The following is a 16,944-nucleotide window of genomic DNA, read 5'->3' as shown; positions in this document are numbered from 1 at the left end:
GGCACTGCCGGGGGACGCAAGCATATGATCAAATCGGAACTCGTCGCGCGCTTGGCCCAGGCCAATCCGCACCTCTACCAGCGCGACGTCGAGCGTATCGTCAGCACGATTTTCGACGAGATCAGCGCGGCGCTGGCACGGGGAGACCGGGTGGAACTCCGCGGTTTCGGGGCCTTCTCGGTCAAGAGCCGGCCGGCACGCACCGGCCGCAACCCGCGCACCGGCGAGCCCGTTCATGTCGAGGAAAAGTCGGTGCCTTTCTTCAAGACGGGCAAGGAGTTGCGCGAGCGCCTCAACAATGCCGATATTTCCGACGATAAGCTGATGGCGGCCGACGACGGCGACGACGATTGATCCCGGCGCCGTCGGCTCCGGTTGACGCCCTGACCTCGGGACGGAACGCGTGAAACTCCTGCGCTGGATATTGCTGCCGCTGATCGCCGTTCTGGCGATGGCGCTGGCGGTCGCCAACCGGTCCTACGTCACTTTCGGTTTCGACCCCTTCGACGTCGAAACCCCGGCCTTCGCCATCGAAATTCCCCTGTTCCTGATCGTGCTCGTCTCGATGCTTTTAGGCATTCTGATGGGCGGCATCGGCGCCTGGGCCCAGGCCCGGCGCAAGGCCGCCCGGAAAAAAGGCGCCGCCCCGGCCGCCGGCCTGCCGGCGCTCCGTGCCGCCGAAAGCGACTAGAGCGTTTCCAGGCCAAGTGGAAGCCGGTTGGCCGTCCGGAAACGCGACAAAACAAAGACTTAGAGTCGTTCATCGTTTCCGCGAAACGATGAACGACTCTAAATCCGGTCCCCTTCCGGCCCCGATCTGCTATAAGGCGGCCCAAGGACATGAGCAGGCCCGCGATGACACTTGGAAACCCGATTTTCTGCGCCCTCGACACCACCGACGTCAGCCGGGCGGTGGCGCTGGCGCGCGGCCTCACCGGCAGCGTCGGCGGCGCCAAGATCGGCATGGAGTTTTTCAACGCCCATGGTCCGGCGGGCTATCGGGCGGTCGCCGAGGCGGGACTGCCGATCTTTCTCGACCTGAAACTGCACGACATTCCGAACACGGTCGCGGGCGGCATTCGCGCCGTGCTGCCGCTCGCGCCCGCCATCGTCAACGTGCATGCGGCGGGCGGCAGCGCCATGATGCGCGCCGCGGCCGAAGCCGCGCGCGAAGCCGGCGACCGTCGTCCCCTCATCGTCGGCGTCACGCTGCTGACGAGCCTCGACGAAACCGATCTTGCGGCGATGGGCATTGGCGGCACGGCGTCCGACCAAGTACGCAGGCTCGCAGGTCTCGCCGCCGGTGCAGGGCTCGACGGCGTCGTCTGCTCGGCGCATGAAATCGAAACGTTGCGCCGCGATCTCGGCCCCGCTTTCAAGCTGATCGTGCCGGGCATCCGCCCCGCAGGCAGCGCCATCGGCGACCAGAAGCGCGTCATGACGCCGACGGAAGCGCTGGCGCTGGGCGCCGACGTTCTCGTCATCGGACGGCCGATCACCGGCGCGGGCGATCCGCGGGCAGCCGCCGAAGAGATCGTCCGCTCGCTGGCGGCCTGACCGGCAATGACAATACGTGTCAAAATTTGCGGCCTGTCGACAGCGGAAACGATCGAGGCATCGGTCGCCGCGGGCGCCGATTATCTCGGTTTCAACTTCTATCCGAAAAGCCCCCGAAGCATCTCGCTCGAACAGGCCCGCGCGCTGGCGGCCGGCGTTCCTTCCTCCGTGCTCAAGGTCTCGCTCACCGTCGATGCCGACGACCGGACGCTTGACGGGGTGGTCGAGGCGCTCCAGCCCGACATCCTGCAGCTTCATGGCGCGGAGACGCCGGACCGGCTTGTCGAAATCAAATCGCGCTATGGCATCACGCTGATGAAGGTCATTGGCATCGCCGAGCCGGGCGATCCGGAGCTTTGCGAAATTTACCGAGATTCCGCCGATTTGTTGCTGTTCGACGCCAAACCACCTAAATCTATGGCAGGTGCCCTGCCGGGCGGAAACGGCCTGATTTTCGACTGGTCGCTGATCGCGGGCCATCGGCCGGAGATGCCCTGGATGCTGTCGGGCGGCCTCAACGCCGAAAATGTCGCCGAGGCGATCCGCATTACCGGCGCCGAAGCGGTCGACGTTTCGTCGGGCATCGAAAGCGCGCCGGGGCAGAAGGATCCGGCGCTGATCGAAGCCTTCATTCGCGCGGCCAAAGCCGCCTGATGGCGGCGCGTTGTTGAAAGAGAAAGTTCGAGCGTGAGCGCATCGCAAGCCAATTCCTTCCGCAACGGCCCCGACGAGCGGGGTCGCTTCGGCATTTTCGGCGGCCGCTTCGTCGCCGAAACGCTGATGCCGCTGGTACTCGATCTCGACAAGGCCTACACCGCCGCGAAAAACGATCCATCCTTCCAGGCTCAGATCGATTTCATGCAACGCGACTATGTGGGCCGGCCAAGCCCGCTTTATCTCGCCGAACGTCTGACCGAGAAATTCGGCGGCGCCAAAGTTTACATGAAGCGCGACGAGCTCAACCACACCGGCAGCCACAAGATCAACAACTGCCTCGGGCAAATCCTTCTGGCGATGCGCATGGGCAAGACGCGCATTATCGCCGAAACCGGTGCGGGCCAGCACGGCGTCGCAACCGCCACCGTCTGCGCGCGGTTCGGCCTGCCCTGCGTCGTCTATATGGGCACCACCGATATCGAGCGACAGAAGCCCAACGTCTTCCGTATGAAATTGCTCGGCGCCGAAGTCGTGCCGGTCACGTCCGGCACCGGCACGCTGAAGGACGCGATGAACGAGGCGCTGCGCGACTGGGTGACGAATGTCGAGAACACCTACTACCTGATCGGCACGGTCGCAGGCCCCCATCCCTATCCGGCAATGGTGCGCGACTTTCAGTCGGTGATCGGCAATGAAACGAAAGCACAGATGCAGGAGCGCGAGGGGCGATTGCCGGATTCGCTGGTCGCCTGTATCGGCGGCGGCTCCAATGCGATGGGCCTCTTCCATCCCTTCCTCGACGACCCGTCGGTGAAAATCTACGGCGTCGAAGCGGCCGGCAAAGGCATTGAAACCGGCGAGCATTGTGCCTCGCTCAAGGGTGGGGCGGCCGGCGTGTTGCATGGCAACCGTACCTATCTGCTGCAGGACGATGACGGACAGATCAAGGACGGGCATTCGATTTCAGCCGGTCTCGATTATCCCGGCATCGGGCCCGAGCATGCCTGGCTGCACGAAACCGGACGCGCCGAGTATGTGTCGGCGACCGACAAGGAGGCGCTTGAGGCTTTCCAGCTTTGCTCGCGGCTCGAAGGCATCATTCCGGCGCTCGAACCGTCGCATGCGCTGGCTTTCGTTTCGAAACTCGCGCCGACGCTGCCGAAAGACCATCTGCTGGTCATGAATATGTGCGGACGCGGCGACAAGGATGTCTTTGCGGTCGCTGATCATCTGGGGGTGACGCTGTGAGCACCCGCCTCGACAAACGCTTCGCGCGGCTGAAGGCGGAGGGTCGTGCGGCGTTCATCACCTTCGTTACAGCTGGCGACCCCGACTTCGACACGACGCTGGCGGTTCTGACAGGTCTGCCGGCCGCCGGCGCCGACGTGATCGAACTCGGCATGCCGTTTACGGATCCGATGGCCGACGGACCGGCGATCCAGGCATCGACGCAGCGCGCGCTGAAAGGCGGCGCCAGCATGATGAAAACGCTCGAGCTTGTACGCCGATTCCGGCAGAGCGATGCCGAAACGCCGATCGTGCTGATGGGTTACTACAATCCGATCTATCATATGGGCGTCGACTTGTTCCTCAGCCGCGCAACCGACGCAGGCGTCGACGGATTGATCGTGGTCGACCTGCCGCCGGAAGAAGACGACGAGCTCTGCGAGCCGGCCATGCGTGCCGGCCTGAACTTCATCCGTCTCGCCACGCCGACGACCGACGACAAACGCCTCCCCGCCGTGCTCGCCAACACATCGGGCTTCGTCTACTACGTCTCGATCACCGGCATCACCGGCTCGGCAAGCCCGGAAGCGCAGAATGTTGCAGCGGCGGTCGCCCGCATCAAACGCCACACCTCGCTGCCGGTTGCCGTCGGTTTCGGCATTCGCACCCCCGCGCAAGCGGCAGAGATCGCCCGCAACGCCGATGGCGCGGTTGTCGGTTCGGCCATCGTCGATGCCATGGCCGCCGAGATCGACGCAGAAGGCCGCGTCAAACCCGGCGCAGCGGAACGTGTGCTCGCTTTCGTGCGTAAACTCGCCGAGGGCGTTCATACCGCTCGCGCCACCGCTGCGGAATAGAAGGAAACTTCGATGAACTGGATCAACAATGTCGTCCGGCCGAAAATCCAGCGGGTTTTCAAGAAGCGCGATCAGGTGCCCGACAATCTATGGCACAAATGCGGCAATTGCGGCGAGATGATCTTTCACCGCGATCTCGACGCGGCGATGCGGGTCTGTCCGTCTTGCGACCATCATTTGCGTCTCGGTACAAGGGAACGGCTCGCCTCGATTTTCGACAATGCCGACTACCAGCTCGTGGCGCTGGGCAGCGTGCCGCTCGATCCGCTGAAATTCCGCGACCAGAAGAAATATCCCGAGCGCCTCAAGGAAGCGCGCGCCAAGACCGGCATGGATGACGCGGTGACGGTTGCGCATGGCCCGCTTGACGGCGTCGAGACGGTGGTTGCGGTCGAGGACTTTTCCTTCATGGGCGGTTCGCTCGGCATGGCCGCCGGCGAGGCGATCATTCGCGGCGCCGAAACGGCGCTTGAAAAGAAGACGCCCTATATCCTGTTTACCGCGGCCGGCGGCGCGCGCATGCAGGAAGGCATCCTGTCGCTGATGCAGATGCCGCGCACGACGGTCGCGATCCAGCTTCTGCGCGAAGCGGGCCTGCCTTTCATCGTCGTGCTGACCGATCCGACGACCGGCGGCGTGCTCGCTTCCTACGCGATGCTGGGCGACATTCACATCGCCGAGCCGAAGGCGCTGATCGGTTTTTCGGGCCGCCGCGTCATCGAGCAGACGATCCGCGAGAAACTGCCCGACGATTTCCAGCGCGCCGAGTTCCAGCTCGAGCACGGCATGGTCGACATGATCGTGCATCGTCACAAGATGAAGGAGACGCTGGCACGTCTCGTCCGGCTGATGACGCACCGCCCGCGCAGCGCGAAGCAGCAAAGCGCCAATGTGCCGGCGACCGTCGCCACGCCGGCACCGTGAGCGAAAAACTTCTTGCTGCCAGCGACGCCATTCTCGAACGGCTGACCGGGCTTCACCCGAAGCTGATCGACCTCTCGCTCGACCGCACCTGGCGCCTGCTAGCGGCGCTCGGACATCCCGAGCGTGCCTTGCCGCCGGTCTTTCATATCGCGGGCACCAACGGCAAGGGTTCGGTCGCGGCTTACCTGCGCGCCTGCCTCGAAGCAGGCGGGCACGCCGTCCACAGCTACACCTCGCCGCATCTCGTCCGTTTTCACGAACGCATCCGCCTTGCCGGACGGCCGCATAGCGCCTTCATCGAAGAGGCAGCACTCGCCGCGCTTCTCGACGAATGCGAACGCGCCAATGGCGGCGAACCGATTACTTTTTTTGAAATCACCACCTGCGCGGCGCTGCTCGCCTTTTCGCGCGCGCCCGCCGATGCGCTGATCCTCGAGGTCGGGATGGGCGGACGGTTCGACACGACCAATGTTGTGGCAAAGCCCGCCATCTCCATCGTCACGCCGGTCGATCTCGATCATCAGGCCTTTCTCGGCGACACGATCGCGTTGATCGCGGCTGAAAAGGCCGGCATTTTGAGGCGTGGCGTGCCGGCCGTCATCGGCCCGCAACCCGATGAGGCACGGGTCGCCATCGAAATGGCCGCCGAAAAAAGCGGCACGCGGCTTTTCATTCACGGGCAGGACTTCACCGCGCATGAGGAAGCGGGCTCGCTCGTCTATCAGGACGAGGCCGGACTTCTGGATCTGCCGCTGCCGCGCCTTGCCGGCCGCCACCAGATCGACAATGCGGGCATCGCCATCTGCGCGCTGCGCCGGGCGGGCATCCTGCCGCTTGACCGGGCCGCGACCGCCGAAGGGCTCACCCATGCCGAATGGCCGGCGCGGCTGCAGCGGCTGACACACGGGCCTCTCATCGACATGCTGCCGAATGACAGCGATCTCTGGCTCGACGGCGGCCACAACCCGGCCGCCGGCCGTGCCGTCGCCGAGACCATGGCCGATCTCGCCGCGCGCGACCCGAAGCCGCTGATCCTTGTCGCGGGCATGCTCGACACCAAGGACGCGGCGGGCTTCTTCGCGCCTTTCGCAGGGCTTGCCGCGCATGTCGAAACGGTCGCCATTCCGGGAGCGCCGGCATCGCTGCCGGCCGAAAAACTGGCCGAGGCCGCGCGCGATGCCGGGCTCGACGCCACGCCCGCTGCCTCGCTCGATCAGGCGCTTGCGCGCGCCCTTGTCGATGCGGGCCGTGCGAGCCCCCGTGTTCTCATCTGCGGTTCGCTTTATCTTGCCGGTCACATCCTGCGCGACCACGCATGAAAAAGGCCGGCTCTCGCGAACCGGCCTTGATTATTTTCCAGTGAGACCGGATCAGATCGCGCTGTCGATCCATTCGACGATCTTGCCTTTCGGCAGAGCGCCGACCTTGGTCGCCGCGACCTGACCGTCCTTGAAGATCATCAGCGTCGGGATACCGCGCACGCCATACTTGGTCGGCACGTTCGGGTTCTCGTCGATATTGATCTTCGCGATCGTCAGCTTGCCGCCGTAATCCTTGGCGATCTCTTCCAGCGCCGGGCCGATCTGCTTGCAGGGCCCGCACCACTCCGCCCAGAAGTCGACCAGAACGGGGCCGGACGCATCCAGCACATCGCTCTCGAAGGATTGGTCGGTCACTTTGTTGGTCGCCATCTTCTTCCTTTCCTGGCCCAGCTCCTTCTTCATCGGGGCGGGCCTGCGCGCCGCAAGGGCGCGAATACGAGGGTACAATTCAACGTGACATCAAATCTAGGAACGCGCCACCCCAAGGTCAAGGCGCGCCCTTTGTCGCGGGCGCGGCCGGTTTCAACGCATTTTCCAGCATGCGGACGGGTAATTCCATCAGTGCCGGGCCTTCGGTCCACAAAAGCGCGCACCGCACCTCGCGGTCGGGATAGATGCGCGCCAGCACCGCGCGATAGGCGGCCATCTGCGCCACATAGGCCGGCGCGACCTCGGCCGGCGTCGCGGGCGGCGGGCGATTCGTTTTGTAGTCGATGACCATGACCGCGTCCCGGGTGACGCAGAGCCGGTCGATCTGACCCGTCACTGGAAAGGGCGTGCCGCCGAAATCGATCATGCCCGCGACAGGCGCTTCGGCACGGCTGCCGGAGGCGAAGACGGCCGCGAATTTCTCATCGTTCAGTACACGGAAGACGGCATCTTCGATTTCGGCGCGCGCCGCCACATCGAGCCCATGGGCCGGCAGCTCCAGATAGTGCTTGGCCGCATCGGGCCGTGCCTCGATCGCCATTTCCGGCAGGGTCTCGAGCAAGCGATGAATGAGGCTGCCGCGCTGGAAGCGCAGCGTCGCATCGCCCGCGCGCGGCGACACAGGCGCCGGCTCGGCCATGCCCTCCGGCGGCAGGCGCGACGGCGCCAGGGGCCGCGAGGGCCGCGGTTCGGGGCTTGCGTCGCGCCGCACCCAATCGGGAAGGGCCGGCGCCATCGCACCCGCCGCCGTCTGCTCGGGCTCGGGCTTGCGCTTCTGCTTGCCTTCGATACGCCAGACAGGCCCGCCATCGGCATGCGCCGCCTCCTTCGCTTCCGGCAGCAAAGCCTCGCAAGCGAGTTCGTACCAGCAATCGGGCGGTGGCGGATTGACGCCACGATAGCCCGCCACATAGAGGCGGTCGCGGGCGCGTGTCATCGCCACATAGAGAAGACGCCGATACTCCTCTGCCTGGATGCGGCGGTGTCCGTCGCGCGCGATGGCGCTGATTTCGTCCTCGTCCTTCTTGCGCACCGGCCAGAGCAGCAATTTCGGTCCGTCATTCGGCAGCGGCAATTCGAGCAGCGCCGGATCGTGACTGCCGCCCGGCACGGCGCAGGTATCGGGCATGAAAACGATCTCGGCTTCGAGACCTTTCGCGCCATGCACCGTCATCACGCGCACTTCGTCGCGCCCCTGATCCATGTCGCGCTTGATTTCGGCCGCGCCGCGCTCGACCCAATGCACGAAGGCTTCGAGGGAGGGCGCGTGACGGCGCTCGAAGGCCGGCGCCAGCGACAGCAGTTCGTCGATCGGATCGGCCGCGTCCGGCCCGAGCCGCGCCAGCAGCCGTTCGCGGCCCTTCTCGCCGGCCAGCACATGCGCGAAGAATTCGTAGGGTGGTTCGAAATCGGCGCGGGCGAGCAGACCCGCCAGCAGCGCCTCGGCCTCGGCAAAACGCGCGTTGCTCTTCGCCCTTTCCTGCAGCGTTTTCCAGAGCGTTCCCCTGCGCGCGTAAGCCAGATCGAAAAGCTCATCTTCGGTAAGGCCCAGCAGCGGGCTTTTCAAGACCGTCGCCAGTGTCAGATCGTCGTCGGGCAGCAAAACGAAATGCGCCAGCGCCAGCAAGTCCATCACCGCAAGCTGTTCGGTCAGCACCATGCGGTCGGCGCCGGCGACCGCGATACCCTGCTCCTTCAGATGCCGCACCATTTCGCCGACAAAGGCATTGCGGCGGCGTACCAGAATCAGAATGTCGCCGGGCCGGATCGGACGGCCGCGCCCGGCAAGCATCTCCTTGCTGTCGAGCCAGGTCTTGATGGTCGAGGCGATGCGCGCGGCAAGCTTTGCCATCGGCGCGGTCTCGGTCATGTAGTCGAGCGGCGCGTCCCAGACGACGGTCTCCTCGCCCTCCTCCGGTTCTTCCAGCGGCCAGATTTCGACGAGACCCGCGTCACTGGCGCGAAAGGCGATGTGATCGTCGAAGGTACCCGACGCCGTCAGCCCGTCGCGGGCATGTGCCAGTGCGAACACCTTGTCGACCGCCGCGAGCACTTCAGGCACCGAGCGGAAGGAGCGCGTCAGCGGCACATAGTCCCATTTGCGTTCCGCCGCCTTCACGCGTTTCTCGAAATAGCGTTTCATCGTGTCGAATCGGGCCGGGTCGGCGCCCTGGAACGAAAAGATCGACTGCTTTTCGTCGCCGACCGCGAAGATGGTGCGTATCCGCTCGCGCGCGCCATGGCCCACCAGAAACTCTTCCGCCAGCGCCGCGATCACATCCCATTGGTCAGGGCTCGTATCCTGTGCCTCGTCGACCAGAATGTGGTCGATGCCGCCATCGAGTTTGTAGAGAACCCAGGCGGCCATGCGGCTGCGCGTCAGCAATTCGCGTGTGCCTGCAATCAGATCGTCATAATCGAGCAGCGCGCGGGCACGCTTGGCGTCGCGGAAGGCGTCGAGAATGGCGACCGCCAGCGTCAGGATCGCCTCGGTCGCCTCGGCGACGGCCACCGCGCGCATCCGCCCGTAAAGGCCCAGTATTCGCTGCTGTTCGGCATAAAGCGCTTCGGCCGCCTGCGGGTTGTCGGCCGCGAGCTTCGTCGTCATCAGGCTCTTGCGCGGCTCGTTTTTCTGCGTCAGGAAGACCGCAAGATAGTCTTCCAGATTGTCGGTCCGGCTGTCGGGCATTTCAAGAAAGCCGGCAAGCGCCGCGCCGCGTTCGATATCGGTCTTGGTGCCATCCGCCAGCACTGCCGCCGCCGCCCGCATTCCGGCTTCGGGCAAATCCGCGATCGCGGCGCGCAGTCCTTCGACCGTTTCATCCGCGTCGACCGAGAGCGCAAGGCGCAGCGCGGCGTGGATGCCGTCGAGGCCGCCAAGTCCTTCCATCAGTTCGGAAAAATTGCCGCGTTGCGTCGTGATTTCCTTCAGCAGATTGCCGAAGGCAAGTTCGTCAACACGCGCGACCACATGCGCGAGCGCCGCCGACAGGGCCGTGTCCCGCTCCGCGCCCGCGCGACGCAAGACGGCGTCGCGCACCTCCGCCATCAATTCGTCGGCGCTGCGTTCATCGAGAATGTCGAAATGCGGCGGCACGCCCGCTTCGAGCGGAAAGCGGCCGAGCAGGCGCTCGCAAAAGGCGTGAATCGTCTGGATTTTCAGGCCGCCCGGCGTTTCGATGGCGCGGGCGAAAAGCTTGCGCGCCTCCTTGAGCATCGCCGCATCGGGTGCGGCGCCCTCAAGCCCCTGAATTTCATCGGCGAGCGCCTTGTCGGTCATCATCGCCCAGTCGCCGAGGCGCTTGTAGAGACGGGCCGACATTTCGGCCGCCGCCGCCTTGGTGAAAGTGAGACAGAGAATGCGTTCGGGCGCATTGCCGGCGAGCAGCAGCCGCGCGACGCGCGTCGTCAGCGCGTGCGTCTTGCCGGACCCCGCATTGGCCGACACCCAGACCGAGGCTTCCGGATCGGAGGCGCGGCGCTGCGCGTCGTCGGCGCCCGGCGATTTTCCGAGCGGCTTTTTGCGCGCCCCGGTCATTCGCCCTCGCCGCCCGATGCCGACCATTCCTTGACGCGCGCCAGATGGTCATAGTCGCCGTAGCGGCCGGTGAACATCGGACGCGGCCGAGAGAGATAGGGCGTCGTCTCGTCCTCATACTGCTTCAGCAGGTCGACCAGCAGAGCGTAGATTTCCTCGGCGAGATCGCCGCCGGGATCGGGGATGACGCGTTCCTCGCCGGCCGTTTCGCCACCGGTCAGCCGCAGATAGACAAGCCGCGAGGCGCGCGCCTCGGGCAGCCCCGCCGCGGCCCGGAAACCGCCGCGCGCCGCCATGGCCGCTTCGAGCGGCAGTTGTGGCGCGAGGCCGGTTTCGACCTGCTTCGCGCTCGGCACCCGGCCCGTCTTGTAGTCGGCGATGCCGAGCGTGCCGTCTTTCATCATGTCGATGCGATCGGCCTTGCCGGTCAGGCGGACCGGGCGGCGGAGCCCCTCGATTGCAATAACGCCTGCGGCTTCGGGATAGGAGCGCGCGATCCCGCCACGATGCTCGCGTTCATATTCGACCATCCAGCGGGCGATGCGCTGGAAGCGCGGCCACCAGAAAGCGGCGACACCGGGTCGTTCCATCGCGCTCTCGAAAACCTCTTCGCCGATCGCGATCAGTTTTGCCAGCGCATGGTCGGGCAAGGTTTCGGGAAAGGCGGCGACGAATTTTTCGAGCGCCTTGTGAACGATAGTGCCGCGCTCGGCGGCGGCGATGTCGGCGTCGAGCGGATCGAGGACGCGCAGGTTCAGAATCTTCTTCGCATAGATCGCATAAGGGTCGCGGATCAGCGTTTCGATTTCGGTGACGGAGAATTGCGAAGGGCGCGCCTCGAGCGGCGGCATCGGGCGCGGCCGGACGGGATCGATTTTCGCGGCCGGCCTGTCGAGGTCGTGCGCCCACAGCGCCCAGTGCGGCGCGTGCGGCGCTGTCTCTTCGCCGAGGCCGGTCAGCACGCTTGTCAGCCTGAGCCACCAGCGCGAGGCGACCGTCGGCGCGCCCTCCACTTTCGCGGCGCGCGTCAGCACCGCCTCCGGCGCGCTCGCGCCTTCGACGAAATCATGTGCGGCCAGGCCGATGCGCCGCTCGGGCGGGTCGATACCAAGCGCGGCGCGCATCGGCCGGTTGAGCCAGGGATCGATGCCGGCCTCGGCCGGCCAGGTGCCTTCGTTGAGGCCGCCCAGAATGATCCGGTCGGCATGCTGCAGCCGGGCCTCAAGCGGTCCCCAGATGAAGAGCCGGGGGTGACGGCCCCAGCGCGGGCGCAGTACGCGGCCTTCCGCCAGTTGATCGAAAAAGCGGGGATAAGATCTTGCGTCGAGCGTTCCGAAGGCGGGTGCGGCGTCGATCAGCTCACGGATGAAGGTCGCCGCCGCCTCGCCTTCCTCGCGCGCCCAGAGGCGGTCGGCTCCCGGCTCGGTCGCGGTCGCCGCGAGGCGTTCGGCGGTCTCGATATGGGCCTGAACAAGCGCGTCGAGCGGGGCGCCTGCGCGCCATGCCTCGACCATCGGCGAAGCATCATGCTCAACCCTGTCGAGCAGCTTGATGGTTTCGGCAAGATCGCGTTCAAAAGCGGCGGAAATCCGCCCGCTTTCTTCGCGGGCGTGCTTTTCGGCCGTGCATGCCATGCGCATGCCCGCGATGCCGGGCGCGGGGCGCGGTCCGCGCAGGATCAGGCGCTCCATCGCGCGCACGCGGGCGCGGAAACGCGCCGATTCTTCGCCGGCCGACGCCAGTGGATGCTTCAGACAGGCCAGCAGCGCGACCGGCGCGAAGTCCTCGGCGATCATGGTTGCGACAAGGCGCATGAAGGCCATGGGCGGCGTCTGCGCGAGCGGTTCGCCGCCGGAATCGTCGACCTCGATTTTCCAGCGTCTCAGTTCCATCGCGACGCGCCGCGCCAGCTTGCGGTCGGGCGTCACCAGCGCTGCCGTTTTCGCTGGCGTTTCAAGTACTTCGCGCATGGCAAGCGCGATGGCGCCGGCCTCGTCGCGCTCGCCCGCCGCCTCGATCAGCGTCAGCCCGGCAAGCGCATCGCGGGCCTCTTTCCTCATCGCGGCGAGGCGCGCCCGCCAGCGTTCCGTCGTCTCGGCCGGCCGCAAGGCTTCCGACAGAAACCGGCCGCGCGCCGCCATTTTTTGTGCCGTTTCCGAGCCCGGCCAGAAGGCGACATCGGCACGTGCGGCACCGAGATGACGCAGCAATTTCGACATGCCGTATTGCGGATGCGACGCCGTTCCCGGTTCGCCGATAACGGCCCAGCTTTCCTCGTCGAGATCGAAATCGAGGCCCGGCAGCACCACCGCGCCGTTCGGCAGGGACGCCACAACCTTCAGCAAATCGGCGGTGGCGGGGATCGAACCCGTCGATCCGGCCGCGATAACCGGCGCCTCGGGTGGATGCGCGCGCCAGAGATCGGCTTGTGCGCGGATCAGCCGGTTGCGGCGTTCGGCCTGTTCCATGAAACCGAGGCGGTCCATTTCGGCGGGCCAGGCGGCAGTCAGCAGTTTCAGGAATTCAAGCGTCACCTGCCAGTGATCGGCGAACTCGTCGGGCACCAGACTGGCGAGCGCGCCGAGATCGACGCCCTCGGTGAGGCCCATGTCGAGGAAACGCCCGAGATCGGCGGCGAGCGCCAGCGCGCGCGTTTCGTCTTCGCCGCGGCCCTCGACAATCATCCGCGCCAGGCGCAATTGCCGTTCGAGGGGCGGCATTGACGGCGGCAGGCCGAGCGCGTCGGCACCCATGCCTTTCGGATCGAGGATCAGATCGTCCTCATCGACATCGCCAAGCGTGCGGATCGCCGGCAGGAGCAGCGCCGCGCCGCCACTCGCGCGCAGAAAGGCTTCGCCGAGTGCCCGCACCGCGCGGCGCGTCGGCAGCAGGATCGTCACATCGGCGAGTTCGGGTGTCCCGTCGAAGCGCCCGCCCAGCGCCGGATCGGCCAGCAGGGCGGCGGCCAGCCGCTCCAGAAAGGGCGCGCCGGGCGGCATGGTGAAAAGGTTGCGGGAATCGGCGGACATGGCCGCCATCGTAGCGGGTCGAGCCTCACAAATCCCGCAGGAAGGCTTCGGCCTCGGCGAGATCGTCCGGCGCGCCGACATGCATCCAGGTGCCGCCCATCCGGTGGCCGTAGAGCCGGCCGCGCTCGATCAGCCGATCCCAGATCAGATTGGTCGAGAAGGGACCGTCCGGACCGTCGGCGAAGAGTTCCGGCTTGATGATCTGGACGCCCGCGAACATGCAGGGCGCCGTCGTGGCTTCGCCACGCCGCGCCAGCAGGCCCGTCGGGTCCATCGTGAAATCGCCGCGACCGACATAGCCGATGGTGCGGGCGGCGTCGGCGATCATCAGGAGCGCGTCCATTCGTTCGGGATCGAAGGCGGCGATCAGCGCCTTGAGGTTCGAACCCAGGCCTTCGACCCAGACGGAATCGGAATTGAAAGTCAGGACCGGCTCGCCGCCCAGCAGCGGCAGCGCCTTTTTCGTACCGCCGCCGGTGTCGAGCAGACCACCGCGCTCGTCGGAGATCACGATGCGCGGATGCCGGCGCGTTGCGAGATGCGCTTCGAGCAGATCGGCGAAATGGTGGACGTTGATGATCGCTTCCTCGATGCCGGCTTCGGCCAGACGATCGAGCACGTGATCGATCAACGGCTTTCCAGCAAGACGCACCAGCGGTTTCGGCAATGTGTCGGTGAGCGGTCGCATCCGCACGCCCCTGCCCGCCGCCATGACCATTGCCTTGCGGATTTTCATGCGTGCGCACCCAGCACATGCGCTTCAAGCCAGGCTTTCAACGAGGCAAGCGCAGGATGCGCGAGATTGCGGCGCAGATAATCGACGGTGCGCGGCATATGCGCCATGTAGTGCGGTTTGCCGTCGCGTTGGAGCAGGCGCGGCCAGAGGCCCATCAGGCGCAGCGCGCGTTCGGCGCCGAGCGTTGCATAGGCGGCAAGGAACGCCTCGGCGTCGAAGCCCGGCAGTTCGTTTTTGGCGCGCTCGATATAAAGGGCGCGCATCGCCTGTTCGCGCGCCGGCGGTACGTCGTGCCGCGCATCCTGCAGGAAGGAGACGACGTCATAAGCGCGCGACCCGATCAGCGCATCCTGATAGTCGATCAGGCCGACACGCGCCGCGCCTTTGCGGCCTCCCAGCCAGAGCATGTTGGGCGAATGATAGTCGCGCAGGAACAGCGTTTGCGGGCCCGCATCGATCAGCGGCCGCAGGTCGCTCCAGCACTGGTGGAATTCGGTGCGGTCTTCCTCCGTTGCCTCGCGGCCCAGCACCACCGGGAAATGCCAGTCGAGCAGCACATCGAGCTCGGCGCGGAAAACGCTGTCGTCGAAATGCGGCACGGTGTGAAACGCGCCACCGCCGATGGCAAGCGTCGCGGGCGCGGGTGCGGATTGCAGGCGCAGTATCGTTTCGATGCCGGCGCGGTACAGCTCGTCGAGCGTTTCGCCGGCGGGACCTGTGTTTCTTTCGATCAGCGTGCCGTAAACATCGTCGCCGAGATCCTCGAGCAGCAGCAGGCCGTGCGCGAGATCGACGGCGTAGAGCTCCGGCGCCGAGAGGCCAAGGCGACGCAGATGCTCGCCGATCGCGACGAAAGCGCGGACGTCCTCGGCGAGATGGGCGACGCGGCTGTAGGCGGCGCGGCCTGCCGCCGCGGGAGCATCGGGACCCGAAGGCCAGTCCATCAGCAGGGCCGGACGACCTTCAAGCGAGAGGCGATCGTAGCGGCGCGTCGAGGCGTCGCCGGCCAGCGGGCGGCGCGTCGCCTCGCCCCAACCGGCGGCGGCCAGAAAGGCGCGGATCGTTTCGTCTCGCGTCGTCAAATCGTCAGCCCCTTCAGCCGCGCGGCCCAGCTCCCCGATCCGGTGAGGCGGGCGCAGCGACCGCCTTCTGGCACGAGAGAGAGGGCGATGTCGAGACGCGACGCTGAAAGATGGAGCAAGCCGGACCCGCCGCGCTCCGGCCATTCGACGATCGCGACGCCCTCGTCGACGATTTCGGCGAGGCCGAGCTCGCGCAATTCTTCTGTGTTTTCAACGCGGTAGAGATCGACATGGGCGATCAGAAGCGCCGGGCTCTCATAGGTCTGAACGAGGGTGAAGGTCGGCGAGGGCACGTCCTCTGCAAGGCCGTGAGCGGCGAGATGGGCGCCGATCAGGGCGCGGGCGAGCGCGGTTTTTCCGACGCCGAGATCGCCCCGGAGCAGGATCAGATCGCCGGCGGCCAGCAGCGGCGCCAGCGCGGCGCCGAGGCGGGCGGTAGCGGGTGCATCCGGCAGGTCGAAATCGCGTGAAAAATCGGCGCTCATGGCCGCTTTTCTAGCGCGGCTTTGCCTGGCGGAATAGTAAATTGACGTAACTTTAGGTGCTTCTTAACGGCAAGCGCCCAGACTCCGGCCCGGATGGAGGGGACGGCCACATGACCGGCAGGCTGCAAGGAACGACGGCCGATATCTGCCCGACACATTTCGAGCATCCGACGCTTGCCGCCATTTTTTCCTACTGGAACGAAAAGCGCGGCACACGGACGATGCCCGCCCGCGCCGACATTTTCCCGCCGGACCTCAAGGAGCATCTTGGCTGGATCATTCTCGTCGATGTGCTGCCGGACCTTGCCGATTTCCGCTACCGCCTGATCGGCACGAAAGTCGCGCGCTATTTCCGCGGCGACTGGACCGGCCACACGATTTCGGATGCCTTCGGCCCCTACGGCGCTGGCCCGGTCAAGGGCGTGCAAGCGGTGCATCGCAAGGCCGCGCGCGACAAGGTGCCGGTCCGCGCGCAGGGCGAAGCCGCCTGGCTCGCCGACGGCTTCGCTCATTTCGATTCGCTCTATCTGCCGCTGTCGGATGACGGAGAGGTCTGCAACATGATCCTGTCAGCCTTCGTCTTCGATTACGCCGTCGTCAAGGCGCACAGCGAGTCGGCGCTGCCCTGAAATCCCTTGTTCATGCGGTTTTTCGTTGCTGTTCGTCCGTGACCGGATGAAGCGCGCGGAAGCCGACGGCAAGCCTGTTCCAGGTGTTGATCATGCCGATCGCGACCGTCAGATCGACAATCTCGGCTTCCGAAAATTCCGCCTTCACCGCTTCCCAGGCGCTGTCCGGCGCGTGCGTTTCGGCAAGCCGCGTCAGGGCTTCGGTCCATTCGAGCGCGGCGCGTTCGCGGGCCGTGTAGAGCGGCGACTCGCGCCAGGCATTCAAAAGATAAAGACGCGTTTCCGACTCGCCGGCTGCGCGCGCCTCGCGGGTGTGCATTTCGAGGCAGAAGGCGCAGCCGTTGATCTGCGAGGCGCGGGTTTTCACGAGTTCGAGCAGGGAGGCTTCGAGGCCGCATTTGTCGGTATAGGCCTGCAGTTCCAGCAGCGGCTTGTAGGCGGCGGGACGGGCCTTGTAGGGGTTGAGGCGGGG

At 65.9% G+C, this 16,944-nt stretch carries 16 protein-coding genes; 9 read left to right on the top strand and 7 right to left on the bottom strand.

All coding sequences use genetic code 11. From position 1 onward, the window contains the following. Positions 1–24 precede the first annotated feature (24 nt). The 8 genes from WEB61_RS03155 to WEB61_RS03120 all read left to right on the top strand — a co-directional run bounded on the left by WEB61_RS03155 (position 25) and on the right by WEB61_RS03120 (position 6,541). Positions 25–354 (top strand): integration host factor subunit beta, encoded by a 330-nt coding sequence (locus tag WEB61_RS03155; protein WP_293508813.1) that lies wholly within the window; start codon positions 25–27, stop codon positions 352–354. Between the two features lie 49 nt (positions 355–403). Beyond that, positions 404–691: a DUF1049 domain-containing protein gene (locus WEB61_RS03150; RefSeq protein WP_368062873.1), complete on the top strand. Its 288-nt coding sequence runs from the start codon at positions 404–406 to the stop codon at positions 689–691. Between the two features lie 164 nt (positions 692–855). Next, positions 856–1,557, top strand: a complete 702-nt coding sequence (pyrF, locus tag WEB61_RS03145) for an orotidine-5'-phosphate decarboxylase (protein ID WP_368062872.1) — start codon at positions 856–858, stop codon at positions 1,555–1,557. 6 nt (positions 1,558–1,563) lie between these two features. After that, positions 1,564–2,211: a phosphoribosylanthranilate isomerase gene (locus WEB61_RS03140; RefSeq protein WP_368062871.1), complete on the top strand. Its 648-nt coding sequence runs from the start codon at positions 1,564–1,566 to the stop codon at positions 2,209–2,211. Positions 2,212–2,244: 33 nt separating this feature from the next. Continuing rightward, positions 2,245–3,462: a tryptophan synthase subunit beta gene (trpB, locus tag WEB61_RS03135; protein WP_368062870.1), complete on the top strand. Its 1,218-nt coding sequence runs from the start codon at positions 2,245–2,247 to the stop codon at positions 3,460–3,462. Then, positions 3,459–4,298 (top strand): tryptophan synthase subunit alpha, encoded by an 840-nt coding sequence (trpA, locus tag WEB61_RS03130; protein ID WP_368062869.1) that lies wholly within the window; start codon positions 3,459–3,461, stop codon positions 4,296–4,298. The genes trpB and trpA overlap by 4 nt, the downstream gene beginning before the upstream one ends. A gap of 12 nt (positions 4,299–4,310) precedes the next feature. Beyond that, positions 4,311–5,222 carry an acetyl-CoA carboxylase, carboxyltransferase subunit beta gene (gene accD / locus WEB61_RS03125; protein ID WP_368062868.1) on the top strand — a complete coding sequence of 304 codons (912 nt, stop codon included), beginning with the start codon at positions 4,311–4,313 and terminating at the stop codon, positions 5,220–5,222. After that, on the top strand, positions 5,219–6,541 hold the full coding sequence (locus WEB61_RS03120) for a folylpolyglutamate synthase/dihydrofolate synthase family protein (protein ID WP_368062867.1): 1,323 nt from the start codon (positions 5,219–5,221) through the stop codon (positions 6,539–6,541). The genes accD and WEB61_RS03120 overlap by 4 nt, the downstream gene beginning before the upstream one ends. 51 nt (positions 6,542–6,592) lie before the next feature. Here the strand turns inward: WEB61_RS03120 and trxA are convergent, their stop codons facing one another. From trxA to tsaE, 6 genes are all read right to left on the bottom strand, one after another. Continuing rightward, complete coding sequence (trxA, locus tag WEB61_RS03115) at positions 6,593–6,913, bottom strand: thioredoxin TrxA (RefSeq protein ID WP_368062866.1); 321 nt, start codon at positions 6,911–6,913, stop codon at positions 6,593–6,595. Positions 6,914–7,031: 118 nt separating this feature from the next. Continuing rightward, a complete protein-coding gene (addA, locus tag WEB61_RS03110; RefSeq protein WP_368062865.1) occupies positions 7,032–10,511 on the bottom strand; it encodes a double-strand break repair helicase AddA in 3,480 nt (1,159 codons plus the stop codon). After that, a complete protein-coding gene (gene addB / locus WEB61_RS03105; RefSeq protein ID WP_368062864.1) occupies positions 10,508–13,540 on the bottom strand; it encodes a double-strand break repair protein AddB in 3,033 nt (1,010 codons plus the stop codon). The genes addA and addB overlap by 4 nt, the downstream gene beginning before the upstream one ends. A gap of 25 nt (positions 13,541–13,565) precedes the next feature. Continuing rightward, positions 13,566–14,276 (bottom strand): nucleotidyltransferase family protein, encoded by a 711-nt coding sequence (locus WEB61_RS03100; RefSeq protein WP_368062863.1) that lies wholly within the window; start codon positions 14,274–14,276, stop codon positions 13,566–13,568. Continuing rightward, positions 14,273–15,358, bottom strand: coding sequence for an aminoglycoside phosphotransferase family protein (locus tag WEB61_RS03095; protein WP_368062862.1), 1,086 nt, complete (start codon positions 15,356–15,358; stop codon positions 14,273–14,275). The genes WEB61_RS03100 and WEB61_RS03095 overlap by 4 nt, the downstream gene beginning before the upstream one ends. Continuing rightward, positions 15,355–15,843, bottom strand: coding sequence for a tRNA (adenosine(37)-N6)-threonylcarbamoyltransferase complex ATPase subunit type 1 TsaE (gene tsaE, locus WEB61_RS03090; protein ID WP_368062861.1), 489 nt, complete (start codon positions 15,841–15,843; stop codon positions 15,355–15,357). Before tsaE ends, WEB61_RS03095 begins: the two co-directional genes overlap by 4 nt. Before the next feature lie 110 nt (positions 15,844–15,953). On the opposite strand from tsaE, the gene WEB61_RS03085 reads away from it, so the two are divergent. Further along, a complete protein-coding gene (locus WEB61_RS03085; RefSeq protein WP_368062860.1) occupies positions 15,954–16,472 on the top strand; it encodes a PAS domain-containing protein in 519 nt (172 codons plus the stop codon). A gap of 10 nt (positions 16,473–16,482) precedes the next feature. Here the strand turns inward: WEB61_RS03085 and WEB61_RS03080 are convergent. Continuing rightward, positions 16,483–16,944: carboxymuconolactone decarboxylase family protein (locus tag WEB61_RS03080; protein WP_368062859.1), on the bottom strand; the 462-nt coding region annotated here is incomplete at its 5' end.

Source organism: Parvibaculum sp. (assembly GCF_040882025.1).
Lineage (GTDB): Bacteria > Pseudomonadota > Alphaproteobacteria > Parvibaculales > Parvibaculaceae > Parvibaculum.
The sequence above is the reverse complement of the archived record's forward strand: the minus strand, read 5'-3'. Positions and strand labels throughout refer to the sequence as shown.